Source organism: Geodermatophilus tzadiensis, assembly GCF_003002915.1.
Classification (GTDB): domain Bacteria; phylum Actinomycetota; class Actinomycetes; order Mycobacteriales; family Geodermatophilaceae; genus Geodermatophilus; species Geodermatophilus tzadiensis.
Window position 1 is genome coordinate 1 of sequence record NZ_PVTG01000015.1, and the last position, 13,619, is coordinate 13,619.

At 75.4% G+C, this 13,619-nt stretch carries 15 protein-coding genes; 1 reads left to right on the forward strand and 14 read right to left on the reverse strand.

Going from position 1 to position 13,619, the window contains the following annotated elements; translation table 11 throughout:
* Positions 1-243 precede the first annotated feature (243 nt).
* From dapB to LY71_RS17580, 8 genes are all read right to left on the reverse strand, one after another.
* A complete protein-coding gene (gene dapB / locus LY71_RS17545) occupies positions 244-1,050 on the reverse strand; it encodes a 4-hydroxy-tetrahydrodipicolinate reductase (protein ID WP_106280028.1) in 807 nt (268 codons plus the stop codon).
* A 47-nt stretch (positions 1,051-1,097) separates the two neighbouring features.
* Complete coding sequence (locus LY71_RS17550; protein ID WP_106280030.1) at positions 1,098-1,493, reverse strand: VanZ family protein; 396 nt, start codon at positions 1,491-1,493, stop codon at positions 1,098-1,100.
* Positions 1,490-2,749 carry a M16 family metallopeptidase gene (locus tag LY71_RS17555; protein ID WP_245888001.1) on the reverse strand — a complete coding sequence of 420 codons (1,260 nt, stop codon included), beginning with the start codon at positions 2,747-2,749 and terminating at the stop codon, positions 1,490-1,492. Before LY71_RS17555 ends, LY71_RS17550 begins: the two co-directional genes overlap by 4 nt.
* A gap of 121 nt (positions 2,750-2,870) precedes the next feature.
* Positions 2,871-5,162, reverse strand: a complete 2,292-nt coding sequence (locus LY71_RS17560; RefSeq protein WP_211297406.1) for a polyribonucleotide nucleotidyltransferase — start codon at positions 5,160-5,162, stop codon at positions 2,871-2,873.
* Positions 5,163-5,406: 244 nt separating this feature from the next.
* Positions 5,407-5,676, reverse strand: coding sequence for a 30S ribosomal protein S15 (gene rpsO, locus LY71_RS17565; protein ID WP_091382653.1), 270 nt, complete (start codon positions 5,674-5,676; stop codon positions 5,407-5,409).
* Between the two features lie 126 nt (positions 5,677-5,802).
* Positions 5,803-6,771 (reverse strand): bifunctional riboflavin kinase/FAD synthetase, encoded by a 969-nt coding sequence (locus LY71_RS17570; RefSeq protein ID WP_106280034.1) that lies wholly within the window; start codon positions 6,769-6,771, stop codon positions 5,803-5,805.
* 36 nt (positions 6,772-6,807) lie between these two features.
* The gene (locus tag LY71_RS17575) at positions 6,808-7,947 is read right to left on the reverse strand and encodes a branched-chain amino acid aminotransferase (protein WP_211297407.1); all 1,140 of its coding nucleotides are present in this window, start codon (positions 7,945-7,947) and stop codon (positions 6,808-6,810) included.
* Positions 7,948-8,076: 129 nt separating this feature from the next.
* Complete coding sequence (locus tag LY71_RS17580; protein ID WP_106280037.1) at positions 8,077-8,400, reverse strand: antibiotic biosynthesis monooxygenase family protein; 324 nt, start codon at positions 8,398-8,400, stop codon at positions 8,077-8,079.
* Positions 8,401-8,471: 71 nt separating this feature from the next.
* Here LY71_RS17580 and LY71_RS17585 point away from each other — a divergent pair, with 71 nt between their 5' ends.
* Positions 8,472-9,152, forward strand: coding sequence for an HAD family hydrolase (locus tag LY71_RS17585; RefSeq protein ID WP_106280039.1), 681 nt, complete (start codon positions 8,472-8,474; stop codon positions 9,150-9,152).
* A gap of 34 nt (positions 9,153-9,186) precedes the next feature.
* On the opposite strand, the gene truB is transcribed toward LY71_RS17585, so the two are convergent.
* The 6 genes from truB to LY71_RS17615 all read right to left on the reverse strand — a co-directional run bounded on the left by truB (position 9,187) and on the right by LY71_RS17615 (position 13,586).
* Positions 9,187-10,104, reverse strand: coding sequence for a tRNA pseudouridine(55) synthase TruB (gene truB, locus LY71_RS17590; RefSeq protein WP_106280041.1), 918 nt, complete (start codon positions 10,102-10,104; stop codon positions 9,187-9,189).
* On the reverse strand, positions 10,101-11,450 hold the full coding sequence (locus tag LY71_RS17595; RefSeq protein WP_245888004.1) for an MATE family efflux transporter: 1,350 nt from the start codon (positions 11,448-11,450) through the stop codon (positions 10,101-10,103). Before LY71_RS17595 ends, truB begins: the two co-directional genes overlap by 4 nt.
* Positions 11,447-12,442 (reverse strand): DHH family phosphoesterase, encoded by a 996-nt coding sequence (locus tag LY71_RS17600; RefSeq protein WP_106280045.1) that lies wholly within the window; start codon positions 12,440-12,442, stop codon positions 11,447-11,449. Before LY71_RS17600 ends, LY71_RS17595 begins: the two co-directional genes overlap by 4 nt.
* Before the next feature lie 4 nt (positions 12,443-12,446).
* Positions 12,447-12,692: a hypothetical protein gene (locus LY71_RS17605; RefSeq protein WP_106280047.1), complete on the reverse strand. Its 246-nt coding sequence runs from the start codon at positions 12,690-12,692 to the stop codon at positions 12,447-12,449.
* Positions 12,689-13,162, reverse strand: coding sequence for a 30S ribosome-binding factor RbfA (gene rbfA / locus LY71_RS17610; protein WP_106280049.1), 474 nt, complete (start codon positions 13,160-13,162; stop codon positions 12,689-12,691). The genes LY71_RS17605 and rbfA overlap by 4 nt, the downstream gene beginning before the upstream one ends.
* A gap of 127 nt (positions 13,163-13,289) precedes the next feature.
* Positions 13,290-13,586 carry a DUF503 domain-containing protein gene (locus LY71_RS17615; RefSeq protein ID WP_106280052.1) on the reverse strand — a complete coding sequence of 99 codons (297 nt, stop codon included), beginning with the start codon at positions 13,584-13,586 and terminating at the stop codon, positions 13,290-13,292.
* Positions 13,587-13,619 lie beyond the last annotated feature (33 nt).

A 13,619-nucleotide genomic window follows, 5' to 3' on the forward strand; every position in this document is an offset into this window, starting at 1 on the left:
CGGGGTTACTACTTGGCACTGACTTTCGGCACGCTGTTGAGTTCTCAAGGAGCGGACGCACACCAACTCGACCCTCTCGGGTGTCCTCGGTGGCTGCTTGTCCCACTCTACGCCGTCTCACGGAGGTCTGCACCGCTGGGGTGCTCTCCGCGGGCCTCTCGGCCCCGTCCGGCGCGAAGAGAACAGTACACCACCTCCGGGGGTCGTGCACGCGGGGTCTCCGTCACACCGGGGGCGCTCCGGTCAGAGGCCGAGGAAGGACTCGATGCCCACGGTCAGGCCGGGGCGGCGGCCGATCTCGCGGACCGCCAGGAGCACCCCGGGCATGAACGACGCGCGGTCGAAGGAGTCGTGCCGGAGGGTCAGGGTCTCCCCCGCCGCGCCCATGAGCACCTCCTGGTGGGCGACCAGCCCGGTGAGGCGCACCGCGTGCACCGGGATCCCCTCCACGTCGGCACCCCGAGCGCCGGGCAGCGCGTCCGTGGTGGCGTCGGGCGCCGGCGGCAGGCCGGCCGACCGGCGGGCCGCGGCGACGAGCCGGGCCGTGCGCACCGCCGTCCCCGAGGGGGCGTCGACCTTGTTCGGGTGGTGCAGCTCGACGACCTCGGTGGAGGGGAAGAACCGGGCCGCCTCCTGGGCGAAGCGCATGAGCAGGACCGCGCCGATGCCGAAGTTGGGGGCGATGACCACGCCGACGTCCGGCTTGGGCTCCAGCCACTGCGCCACCGTGGCCAGCCGCTGCTCGTCGAAGCCGGTCGTCCCGACCACACAGTGGATGCCCTGGTCGATGCAGAAGCGGAGGTTGTCCATGACGACGTCCGGGCGGGTGAAGTCCACGACCACCTGGGCGCCGGCGTCGGCCACGTTGAACAGCCAGTCGCCGTCGTCGACCATCGCCACCAGCTCGAGGTCGTCGGCGGCGTCGACCGCCTTGACCACCTCGGTGCCCATCCGCCCCCGGGCACCGAGCACGCCGACCGCGATCCGCGGCGGCTCGGCCGCCTCCCCGCCGGCTGCCTGGTGGTCGGGAGCGGAGGGAGTGGTGGTCACCGCGCCAGGCTTCCCGGCGCCGGATCGGGGTGCAACACCGGGTCCGGTCAGCGGACGGCGGTGCGCCGCTCCCCCGCCGACCACGCCAGCAGGCCGAGCCCGACCCCGGCGGCGTCGGCCACCCAGTCGAGCACCGAGCCCGAGCGCGCCAGGGCCGACACGGCCTGCACCACCTCGCTGACCGCGCCGTAGGCCAGGAGCAGGACCCCGAGGTGCACCGGCCGGATGCCCGCCCACCGCCCGGCGAGCGCCAGCGCCAGGAACAGCGCGAGGTGCACGAGCTTGTCCACACCGGGCGGTGCCGCCGGCACGTCGGACGCCGGGGCGAACAGCACCGCCAGCGAGACGAGCACCGTGACGGCGAACGCCGCGCGCGACAGCGCGCCGTGGACCCGCAGCGCCGGGTGCTCGCGCCGGGTGGCCACGGACGGGTCGCCGCTCATAGCCGGTCGAGGTCGGCGGTGCGGTAGGGACCGACCACGGCGAGGCAGGTCTCCCGGGTGAGCAGGTCGGCGGCCGTGGCGCGCACCTGCTCCTCGTCGACCGCGGCGATCCGCTCGAGGACCTCGCGCACCGGCACGTACTCCCCGTGCGAGAGCTCGCTCTTGCCCAGCCGGCTCATCCGCGACCCGGTGTCCTCCAGGCCGAGGACGGTGCCGCCGCGCAGCTGACCGCGCCCGCGCGCGACCTCCTCGGGGGTGAGCCCGTCGGCGGCCACGCGCGCCAGCTCCTCGCGCACCAGCCGCAGCACCTCGGGCACCCGCTTCTTGGAGCACGCGGCGTAGACCGAGAAGGAGCCGGTGCCGGCGTAGGAGGTCAGCGCCGAGCCGACGCTGTAGACCAGCCCGCGCTTCTCCCGGACCTCCTGGAACAGCCGCGAGCTCATCCCGCCGCCGACCGCGGTCTCCAGCACCGCCGCGGCGTAGCGCCGGTCGTCGAAGCGGCTCAGGCCGAGGCTGCCCAGCAGCAGGTGCGTCTGCTCGGTGCGGCGCGACACCAGTCCGGTCGGCCGCGCGGGCCGGGCCGGGGCGACGTCCTCGCCCCGGCGCAGCGGGGCCGGGGCCCCGTCACCGGCGAGCCGGTCGCCGAAGACCGCCGTCACCAGGTCGACCACCTGCTGGTGGTCGACCCGTCCGGCGGCGGTGACCACCATCGACGGGACGGCGTAGCGCGAGCGGTACCAGCCGTCGACGTCGTCGCGGGTCAGGCCCTCGATCGACTCGACGCTGCCCAGCACCGACCGGCCCAGCGGGCCGCCGCCGAAGAGCGTCTCGGCGAACAGGTCGTGCACGAGGTCGGAGGGCTCGTCGTCGCGCATGGCGATCTCCTCGAGCACCACCGTCCGCTCGGACTCCAGGTCCTCGGGGGTGTTGAGCGCCTCGGTGACCAGGTCGCCGAGCAGCGTGACCGCCAACGGCAGGTCGCTGGCGAGCACGTTGGCGTAGTAGCAGGTGTGCTCCTTGGCGGTGAAGGCGTTCATCTCACCGCCGACGGCGTCCATCGCCGTCGCGATCTCCAGCGCGCTGCGGCTGCGGGTGCCCTTGAACAGCAGGTGCTCGAGGAAGTGCGAGGCACCGGCGACGCGGTCGGTCTCGTCGCGCGAGCCCACGCCCACCCAGATGCCCAGCGTCGCGGACAGGACGCCGGGCATCGTCTCGGTGAGCACCCGCAGGCCGCCGGGGAGCACCGTGCGCTCCACGCGGCCGCCGTCGTCGTCGACGTCGAGGACGGAGGGAACACCGACCGGGGCCGGGACGAGCCCGAGGTCGGTGGACCCCGTGCCCGTCCCGGCCCCGGTCGTCGTCGGGTCGGCGGTCGTGTCAGGCCTCCGCGGGCGCGTCGGCCGGAGCGGCCGCGTCACCGGCGTCAGCGCCGTCGCCGGCGGCCTCGGCGGCCACCGGGACGAGGCTGATCTTGCCCCGGGCGTCGATGTCGGTGATCTCGACCTGCAGCTTGTCGCCGACGTTGACGACGTCCTCGACCTTGCCGATGCGCTTGCCGCCACCGAGCTTGCTGATGTGGACCAGGCCGTCCTTGCCCGGCAGCAGCGAGACGAAGGCGCCGAACGGCGTGGTCTTGACGACCGTGCCGAGGAAGCGCTCCCCGACCTTCGGCATCTGCGGGTTGGCGATGGCGTTGATGCGGTCCACCGCGGCCTGGGCCGAGGGGCCGTCGGAGGCGCCGACGTAGATCGTGCCGTCGTCCTCGATGGTGATGTCGGCGCCGGTCTCGTCCTGGATCGAGTTGATCATCTGGCCCTTGGGGCCGATGACCGCGCCGATCTTGTCGACCGGGATGCGCACCGTGGTCACGCGCGGGGCGTACGGGCTCATCTCGTCGGGGGCGTCGATGGCCTCGTTCATCACGTCGAGGATGTGCAGCCGGGCGGCGCGGGCCTGGGTCAGCGCCTGGGCGAGCACGTCGGACGGGATGCCGTCGAGCTTGGTGTCCAGCTGCAGGGCCGTGACGAAGTCCTTGGTGCCGGCGACCTTGAAGTCCATGTCACCGAAGGCGTCCTCGGCGCCGAGGATGTCGGTCAGCGCGACGTACTCGGTCTTCCCGTCGACCTCGTCGGACACCAGGCCCATCGCGATGCCGGCGACCGGGGCGCGCAGCGGCACACCGGCGTTGAGCAGCGACAGGGTGGAGGCGCAGACCGAGCCCATCGACGTCGAGCCGTTGGAGCCCAGCGCCTCGGACACCTGCCGGATCGCGTAGGGGAACTCCTCGCGGTCGGGCAGCACCGGCAGCAGCGCCCGCTCGGCGAGCGCGCCGTGGCCGATCTCGCGCCGCTTGGGCGAGCCGACGCGGCCGGTCTCGCCGGTGGAGTACGGCGGGAAGTTGTAGTTGTGCATGTAGCGCTTGCGCGTCTCGGGCGACAGCGTGTCCAGCTGCTGCTCCATGCGGAGCATGTTCAGCGTGGTGATGCCCAGGATCTGGGTCTCGCCGCGCTCGAACAGCGCCGAGCCGTGCACCCGCGGGACGACCTCGACCTCGGCCGACAGCGGCCGGATGTCGGTGACGCCGCGGCCGTCGATGCGGACCTTGTCGCGCAGGATGCGCTGGCGGACGACCTTCTTGGTGACGGCGCGGAAGGCGGCCGACACCTCCTTCTCACGGCCGGCGAACTGCTCGGCCAGCGAGGCGGTGACCTCGTCCTTGAGCGCGTCGGTGGCGTCGTTGCGCTCCTGCTTGCCGGCGATCGACTGCGCCTGGGTCAGCCGCTCGAGGGCGGCGGACTCGACGGCGGCGTAGACGTCGTCGGAGTAGTCGAGGAAGCGCGGGAACTCCGCGACCGGCTTGGCGGCCTTCTCGGCCAGCGCCGACTGCGCCTCGCACAGCGCCCGGATGAACGGCTTGGCCGCCTCGAGGCCCTGCGCCACGACCTCCTCGGTCGGGGCGGACGCGCCGCCGGCGACCAGCTGGATCGTCTTCTCGGTGGCCTCGGCCTCGACCATCATGATCGCCACGTCGCCGTCGGGCAGCAGCCGGCCGGCGACGACCATGTCGAAGACGGCGTCCTCGAGCTCGGAGTGCGTCGGGAAGCCGACCCACTGGCCGTCGACGAGCGCGACGCGGGTGCCGCCGACCGGGCCGGAGAACGGCAGGCCCGACAGCTGGGTCGAGGCGGAGGCGCCGTTGATCGCCAGCACGTCGTAGAGGTGGTCGGGGTCGAGCGCCAGCACGGTGATGACGACCTGGACCTCGTTGCGCAGGCCCTTGGCGAAGGTCGGGCGCAGCGGGCGGTCGATGAGCCGGCAGGTGAGGATGGCGTCCTCGCTGGGCCGGCCCTCGCGGCGGAAGAACGAGCCGGGGATGCGCCCGGCGGCGTACATGCGCTCCTCGACGTCGACCGTCAGCGGGAAGAAGTCGAAGTGCTCCTTGGGCTGCCGGCCGGCCGTGGTGGCCGACAGGAGCATGGTGTCGCCCGTGGTGACGACGACCGAGCCGGCGGCCTGCTTGGCCAGCCGCCCGGTCTCGAAGGTGATGCTGCGGCTGCCGCGGCTGCCGTTGTCGATGACGGCGGTGGCGGTGGTGACGCCGTCCTCGGGGTCGTACTCGGCAGCCACGCCGTTGGTGGCCTGGCTGCCCTGGGTGGTGGGTGCGGACACGTCGTCCTCTTCCTGCGTCGCATGCGGCGACGTCCTCTTCGTGGCGTCCTGCGCCGGACTGCTGCCGGGTGACCGGTCTTCGATCGAAGCCCACGGGGTCGGTTCCCTCCGTCGCGGAGGGGCACACCCGGGGGCCACCACCGAGGACCGACCAGCGTCGGGGCGCGCGGCGGGGCGCCGGGGCTCGCGGGGCGGGTGCCCCACGAGAGAGGGGACCGTCCCGGCGGGACGGCCCCCTCCGGGGTCAGCGGCGCAGACCGAGCCGCTCGATGAGCGAGCGGTAGCGGTTGATGTCGGTCTTCGCCAGGTAGTTCAGCAGCCGGCGACGGCGGCCGACCAGGAGCAGCAGGCCCCGGCGGCTGTGGTGGTCGTGCTTGTGCTGCTTGAGGTGCTCGGTCAGGTCGCTGATCCGGCGGGTGAGCATCGCGACCTGGACCTCGGGCGAGCCGGTGTCCCGCTCGACCGTCGCGTAGTCGGTCATGATCTGCTGCTTCGTCGCGCTGTCGAGCGCCATGGACGGGCCTCCTGGCCAGGTCTCGTGTGGCCCCCGGTCTGACTCACGGGGGCAGGTGACACACACGTCGGGCGAGAGCCCGACCGCTCCGAGGCTACCAGCGGGCCGGCGGGGCCCCGGCGGCGATCACCCGGCGGGGGGCAGCCCCAGCACGGCGCGGGTGCGCGCGACGTCGTCGGCCATGGTGGCGACCAGCTCGTCGACGCCGACGAAGGAGGTCATCGGCCGCAGCCGCTCGACGAACTCCACGCCGACGTGCTCGCCGTAGAGGTCGCCGGAGAAGTCGAGGACGTACGCCTCGACGGTGCGCCGGGTGCCCTGGAAGGTCGGGTTGGTGCCCACCGAGATCGCGGCGGGGCGGCTGTCGACGGTGCGGCCGGCGAGGTCCCGGACGACGAGGGAGCCGGCGTACACGCCGTCGGCGGGGATGGCCGTCCAGGGCGGGCTCTCCACGTTCGCCGTCGGGTAGCCCAGCTCGCGGCCGCGCCGGTCGCCGCGGACGACGACGCCGTCGACCCGGTGCGGCCGGCCCAGTGCGCGGGCCGCGCTGGCCATGTCGCCGGCCGCGACGCAGGCGCGGACGTAGGTCGAGGAGATGGTGACCTCGCCGTCGGCCGAGGCGTCACCGGCGAGGGGCACGCCGTCCACGGCGAAGCCGAACCGGCGGCCCTCCTGGGTCAGCGTCTCGACGGTGCCGGCCGCCCTGTGCCCGTAGGTGAAGTTCTGCCCGACGACGACGGCGGCCGCGTGCAGGTTCTCCACCAGCACCTCGTGGGCGAACTCCTCGGGGGTCCACCGGCTGAACTCCTGCGTGAACGGCAGGACGCACATCGCGTCGACGCCGAGGTCGGCGACCAGCTCGGCCTTGCGGTCGAGTGAGGTGAGGATGGCCGGGTGCGTCCCGGGGCGGACCACCTCGGTGGGGTGCGGGTCGAAGGTGACCAGCACGCAGGGCCGGCCGAGCGCGCGGGCGCGGGCCACCGCGGTGCCGATGAGCTCCTGGTGGCCGCGGTGGACGCCGTCGTACATGCCGATGGTGACCACCGTGCGGCCCAGGTCGCCGGGGGTCGCCGGCAGGCCCCGCCAGCGGCGCACGTCCCCCGCTCTCCCGTCCCCGCCCGACCGGGTCGCTCAGGCGACCCGGTGCAGCCAGCCGTGGGTGTCGGGCACCCGGCCGTGCTGGATGTCGAGCAGGTGCTCGCGCAGCCCCATGGTCACCGGGCCGGGCTCGCCGTCGCCCACGGTGAAGTCGCCGGTGCGGGCCTTGACCTCGCCGACCGGGGTGATGACGGCGGCGGTGCCGCAGGCGAAGGTCTCGGTGACCGTGCCGTCGGCGACGCCGGCGCGCCACTCGTCGACGCTGAACCGGCGCTCGGTGACCCGCATGCCGCGCTCGCGGGCGACGGCGATCAGCGAGTCGCGGGTGATGCCGGGCAGCAGCGTGCCGGTGAGCTCGGGGGTGACCAGCTCGGCGTCGTCGCCGGTGCCGAGGACGAAGAACAGGTTCATCCCGCCCATCTCCTCGACGTAGCGCTTCTCCACCGCGTCGAGCCAGACCACCTGGTCGCAGCCGGCCGCGATGGCCTGCTCCTGTGCGAGCAGGCTGGCGGCGTAGTTGCCGGCGCACTTGACGTCGCCGGTGCCGCCGGGCGCGGCCCGGATGTAGTCCTCGGAGAGGTACACCGACACCGGGTGGACGCCGCGCGGGAAGTAGGCGCCCGCCGGGCTGGCGATGACGAGGAAGAGGTACTCGTGGGCCGGCCGCACGCCGAGGAAGGGCTCGGTGGCCAGCTGGTAGGGCCGCAGGTACAGCGTCTGGTCGGGGCCGGTGGGCACCCAGTCGCGGTCGGCGTCGACGAGCGCGTCGACGGCGGCGATGAACGCCTCCTCGGGCACCGGCGGCATGGCCAGCCGGCGGGCGCCGCGGGCGAAGCGGGCGGCGTTGGCCTCGGGACGGAAGGTGGCCACGCTGCCGTCGGGCTGGGCGTAGGCCTTGAGCCCCTCGAAGATCGACTGCGCGTAGTGCAGGGCCGCGGTGGCCGGGTCGACCTGCAGCGGCGCGTAGGCGGTCAGCCGGGCGTCGTGCCACCCGCGGCCGGCGGTGTACCGGGCCACGAACATCGAGTCGGTGAAGTGCCGGCCGAAGCCGGGGTCGGCCAGCACCGCCTCGCGCTCGGCGGCCGGGCGGCGGGACACGTCCTCCACGGTCACCGGCACACCCTCGGAGAAGACCCGGGACGAGGTGCGGCTGTCGGCGAGCGTGTCGGTCATGTCTCCCACCTGGGCGAGCTCGGGGCGGGACCGGCGGACGACCGGCCCGCCGCTCACAGTAGCGCCGGGCAGGGCGGCGGCCGGGAGCCGACCGCCGCCGCGGGCCGGGCGGGCCCGGTCCGGCCGGGGTCAGGGCCGGTCGGGCGCGGAGCTCTCGATCACCTCGTAGGACCACAGGTGGTGCGAGTCGCTGGCCGCGGGGGCCAGCTCGTCGCCGCCGCCGTCGTGCGCCCGGGCGAAGTCCTGGCCGTCCTCCCAGGCCCGGTAGGCCTCCTCGCTCGACCACCGCGTGTAGACCAGGTACTGGTCGGTGCCCTCCAGCGGGCGCAGCAGCTCGAACCACTCGAAGCCGGGGGTCTTCTCCACGGCGCCGGCGCGGCCGCGGAAGCGCTCCTCGAAGCGCTCCTGCGCGTGGGGCGGGACGCTGATCGCGTTGATCTTGACGACGCTCATGGACGCCCCCTTCCCGGCGGCGCCACCCGCCAACCACTGCGGGGGTCCGCCGCCGGGGCGAGGATGGCGCGGTGACCCCGGAGAAGCGGCCCGGCGTGCTCCTCGACGTCGACGGCACCCTGCTCGACACCAACTACCTGCAGGTCCTGGCCTGGTGGCAGGCCTTCCGCGACACCGGGCACGACGACGTGTCCATGGCCGACTGCCACCGGTCGATCGGCATCGGCAGCGCCGAGCTGGTCACCCACCTGCTGGGGGACGACGCGGGTGACGTCGACGAGGTGATGGAGGCCAAGAGCCGCCGCTACGAGCCGCTGCGCGAGCAGGTGGCCGCCTTCCCGCGGGTCGACGAGCTGCTCGCCGCGTGCCGGGAGCGGGATCTGGCCGTGGTGCTGGCGACCAGCGGCGAGGAGTCGGACCTGGAGTGGATGGTGCCGGCGATCGGCGGCGAGGACGTCGTCGACGGGTCGACGACGTCGGCCGACGTCGAGTCGGCGAAGCCGGCGCCGGACCTGCTGCGCACCGCCGCGGAGGCCCACGGCCTGGACCCCGACCGGACCGTCGCGGTCGGCGACACCATCTGGGACGTGCGGGCCGCCCGGGACGCCGGCTTCCCCTGCATCGCGCTGACCTGCGGCGGGATCTCGCGGCAGGAGCTGCTCGAGGAGGGCGCCGACGAGGTGTACGCCACCCCGGCCGACCTGCTCGAGCACCTCGACGACTCACTGATCGGCAAGGTCGCCCGGGGCTGACGGCGGACCCCCGAGCGGGGGCCGTCGCCGCGCCTCACCGCGGGAAGCCGACCGCGACGCGGGCGGTCGTCCCGGCGTCCTGCACCAGCGCGGCCAGCCGCCCGGCCGGGTCGAGCGCGGCCACCAGCCCGGGGCGGCCGGTGGCGGCGATCCGCTGCCCGTACCCCAGGGCGCGGGCCTCGTCGTCGGTGAGCCGGCGCTCCGGGTAGAGCGCCGTGGCGGCCTCGGGCAGGGACAGCACGCCCGGGCCCCCGCCGGCGGCGAGCGCGGCCGCGGCCTCCTCGACCGGCGCGGCCCGGGCGGTGGTGAACGGGCCCGAGGCGGTGCGGCGCAGCGCCGTCAGGTGGCCGCCGACGCCCAGCGCGGCCCCGGCGTCGCGGGCGATGGCGCGGACGTAGGTGCCGGCGGTGCAGGCCACGGTGACGTCGACGTCGACCAGGTCGGGGGTGGGCCGGGTGATCGCGTGCACGTCGATGCGGTGCACGGTGACCGAGCGCGGCTCGAGCACGACCTCCTCGCCGGCCCGCACGCGCTCGTAGCTGCGGCGGCCGTCCACCTTGACCGCGCTCACCGCCGAGGGCACCTGCTGCAGCGGCCCGGTCTGGCCGGCCAGTGCCGCGCGGACGGCGTCGTCGTCGAGGTGGGCGGCCGACGTCGTGGTCAGCACCTCGCCCTCCCGGTCGTCGGTGACCGTCGTCCGCCCGAGCCGGACGGTGGCCTCGTAGACCTTGTCCGAGCCGCCGAGGTGGCCCAGCAGCCGGGTGGCGGCGCCGACGCCGAGCACCAGCAGGCCGGTGGCCATCGGGTCGAGCGTGCCGGCGTGCCCGACGCGGCGCACCGACAGCACCCGCCGGGCCCGGGCGACGACGTCGTGCGAGGTCATCCCGCCGGGCTTGTCGACCAGCAGGACCCCCGGGGTCACGTCGGCGTCGGCGGCGCGGCGGCGGCTCATGCGCCCACCGTGGCAGGTGCGGTCAGCCACCTGTCCCCCGCCACCCGGGCCAGGACCGCGACCAGCCGCAGCGCGATGAACGCGGTCAGCCCGGTCCACACCCCGGCCAGGCCCCAGTCCAGCGGCCCGGACAGCAGCGACAGCGGCAGGAAGCCGACCAGGGCCGCGCCGACGGTCACCGTGCGCAGGTAGCCGACGTCGCCGGCGCCCATGAGCACGCCGTCGAGGGCGAACACCACCCCGGCGAGCGGCTGGAAGCCGGCGAGGAACCACCACACCAGCCCGGCCTGCGCGCGGACGGCGGGGTCGTCGGTGAACAGCGGGACGACGAGGTCGCGGCCGGCCAGCAGCACCGCGGCGACCAGCACGCCGGTGCCCAGGCCCCACAGGGTCACCCGCCGGGCGGTGGCGCGGGCCTCGTCCGGCCGCCCGGCGCCGAGGGCGTGGCCGACCAGCGTCTGGGCGGCGATGGCGTAGGCGTCGAGGACCAGCGCGAGGAAGAGGAACAGCTGCAGGGCGATCTGGTGGGCGCCGAGGGCGGCCTGCCCGGTGCGCGCGGCGACGCCGGCGGCCACGAGGAAGGCCAGCTGCAGCACGGTCGCGCGCAGCAGCAGGTCGCGGCCGAGCACCAGCTGCGCGCGGACGGCGGCCGGGCGGAACCGCCAGTCGGCGCCCTCGCGCAGCAGCGCGCGTACGAACAGCGCCGCGGTCAGCGACTGGCCGACGAGGTTGGCCACCGCGGAGCCCGGCAGGCCGAGGCCGGCCGGGTGCACCAGCAGCGGGCAGAGGACCAGGCTGAGCAGGCTCCCGGCGAGGACGAAGCGCACCGGGCGGCGCAGGTCCTGCACGCCGCGCAGCCAGCCGTTGCCGGCCAGGGAGACCAGCAGCAGCGGGGCGCCGCAGCCGGCGACCCGCAGCCACTGCTCCCCGGCCTCGGCCACCTCGCCGGGGCCGCCGGCCAGCGCCCGGGTCAGCGGGCCGGCCAGCAGCTGGAACAGCAGCACGACGGCGGCACCGAGGAGCAGCGCCAGCCAGGTGGCCTGCACGCCCTCGGCGACGGCACCGGCCCGGTCGCCGGCCCCGGCCCGGCGCGCGGCGCGGGCGGTGGTGCCGTAGGCGAGGAAGTTCAGCAGCGCCGCGGCCCAGGCCAGCAGGCCGCCGCCGACGGCGAGCCCGCCGAGCGGGACGGTGCCGAGGTTGCCGACGACCGCGGTGTCGACGAGCAGGTACAGCGGCTCGGCGGCCAGGACCACGAGCGCCGGGACGGCCAGGCCCAGCACTGACGGGGACCGCCGCTCCCCCGCGGTCACGGCGCGGGGACCGCGGAACCGGCCCCGCGCAGTCACCACGCCGACGACAACCGCGTGCGGATCGCCTCGACGGTGCTCTCGCGGTCCTCGTGCGAGGTGAACCCGGCCGCGGCGCGGTGCCCGCCGCCGCCCAGGGCCATCGCCACCCGGGCGACGTCGGTGGCACCGCGCGAGCGCAGCGACACCGACCACGTGCCGTCGTCCTGGCCCTTGAGCACGCAGGCGACGTCGGCCTCGGCGGTGCTGCGGACGACGTCGACCAGCGCCTCGAGCTGCTCGCCGGGCAGGCCGTGCTCGGCGGCCTCGGCGGTGGTCGACCAGGTCCACACCAGGCCGCCGCCCACCTCGGGCTCGAGCGCCGCGCGGCCGGTCACCGCCGAGAGCAGGCGCAGCCAGCCGAAGGGGGCGGTGTCGAACAGCCGCCGGCTGATCGCGGCGTGGTCGATGCCGGTGCCGAGCAGCCGCGCGGCGAGGTGGTGGGTGTCGGGGCGGGTGCTGCCGAACCGGAAGGAGCCGGTGTCGGCGGCCAGCCCGGCGTAGAGCAGCGTGGCCAGCTCCGCGTCGAGGTCGACGCCCAGCTCGTCGAGCAGCGCGGCGACCAGCACCACGGTGGCCGGCGCGGCGGGGTCGACCTGGCGGACGTCGCCGAAGCCGGGGTTGCTGGCGTGGTGGTCGAGCACGACCGACGTGCCGGCGCGCTCGAGCACCGCGGCCAGCTCCCCGAGCCGGCCCGGCGAGGCGGCGTCGAGGCCGACGAAGACGTCGGGCGCCGCCGGCACCGCGCTCGACGGCACCAGCCCCTCGGCGCCGGGCAGCCAGCCCAGCGACGCGGGCAGCGTGGGCGGGCCGGGGAAGGTGGCCAGCACCCGGGCGCCCCGGCGGCGCAGGCCCTCGGCGAGGGCGAGGGTGCTGCCGAGGGCGTCGGCGTCGGGCTGCACGTGCCCGGAGAGCACGACGGTGGCCCGGGCGTCGGCCGCCGCGGCCAGCACGGCGGCCGGGGTGCGCCCGGGTGTGGTCGGGACGGTCACCGGGTCAGGCGTCGGGGCCCGGGTCGGCCACCGGGGACGCGTTGGAGTCCTCGGTGACCCGGCCGCCGCCGGGCGGCAGCGGGGGGCCGCCGTCGTCGGGCTCGTCCTCGGCGATGCTGGGCACCTCGCCGATCTGGCCCCGGCGGCCGCCGTCGGTCGGGTCGCCGGCACTGGGCTCGGCGCGGCCGCCGAGCTCCGAGCGGCCCTGGCCCTCGCCGGGCAGGTACGGGTCGGGGTCGTTCTCGCTCACGAGGCGCTCCTGTGCTCGGAGGACGAGCCGACGTCCTCGGGGTCGTCGTCGTCCTCGGGGTGCCGGTAGGGGTCGGCGTCCCCGGCGTAGGTGGCGTGCTCGCGCAGCCGGGCCAGCTCGGCGTCGGCGTGCCGGACCCGCTCGAGGGCCTCGTCGAGCTCCCGGGCGGTGTCCGGGACGTGGTCGGCCACGAACTCGAGCGTCGGCACGAACTTGATGCCGGTCTGCCTGCCCACCGTCGAGCGCAGCACGCCGGTGGCGCTGGCCAGCGCGCGGGCGGAGTCAGCCACCGCGGTCTCGTCGCCGTAGACGGTGTAGAAGACCGTGGCCTCGCGCAGGTCACTGGTGACACGGGCGTCGGTCACGGTGACCATGCCCAGCCGGGGGTCCTTGATCTGCGACTCGATCGCGGCGGAGACGATCTGTCGGATGCGCACCGCGAGCTTGCGGGCGCGGGCGGGGTCGGCCACGGCGGACCTCCGGGGGTCGGGGGCGCGCCACGGGGCGCGCCCGGGTCGGGCGGGGGACGAGCGGGTGGCCCCCTCGCAGGGCCCCGCCCCGAGCCTGCGAGAGGTGGGGGGCGAGGGGGTCCTTCGTTCAGTCGTCGGAGTCGGAGAACAGCTGCCGGTGCGTCGACAGCAGCGTCACCTCCGGCCGCTCGGCCAGCAACCGCTCGCAGGCGTCGAGGACGTCGGTCACCTGACCGGCGTCCCCCGCGACCGTGGCGACCCCGACCTGCACACGGCGGTGCAGGTCGAGGTCGCCGACCTCGGCCGCGGCCACGGCGAAGCGGCGCCGCAGCTCGGCCACGATCGGCCGGACCACGGCGCGCTTGCCCTTGAGCGAGTGGACGTCACCCAGCAGCAGGTCGGCGGTCAGCGCCCCCGTGAACACGGGTGCTCCTCCCTGTCGCTGGCGACGTCCCGG

Excerpts from the sequence above, each read along its gene's own strand:
- rpsO (WP_091382653.1), bottom strand. The coding sequence starts at position 5,676 with ATGGCGCTCGACAGCGCGACGAAGCAGCAGATCATGACCGACTACGCG.
- truB (WP_106280041.1), bottom strand. The coding sequence starts at position 10,104 with ATGAGCCGCCGCCGCGCCGCCGACGCCGACGTGACCCCGGGGGTCCTG.
- LY71_RS17575 (WP_211297407.1), bottom strand. The coding sequence starts at position 7,947 with ATGACCGACACGCTCGCCGACAGCCGCACCTCGTCCCGGGTCTTCTCC.
- LY71_RS17550 (WP_106280030.1), bottom strand. The coding sequence starts at position 1,493 with ATGAGCGGCGACCCGTCCGTGGCCACCCGGCGCGAGCACCCGGCGCTG.
- LY71_RS17580 (WP_106280037.1), bottom strand. The coding sequence starts at position 8,400 with ATGAGCGTCGTCAAGATCAACGCGATCAGCGTCCCGCCCCACGCGCAG.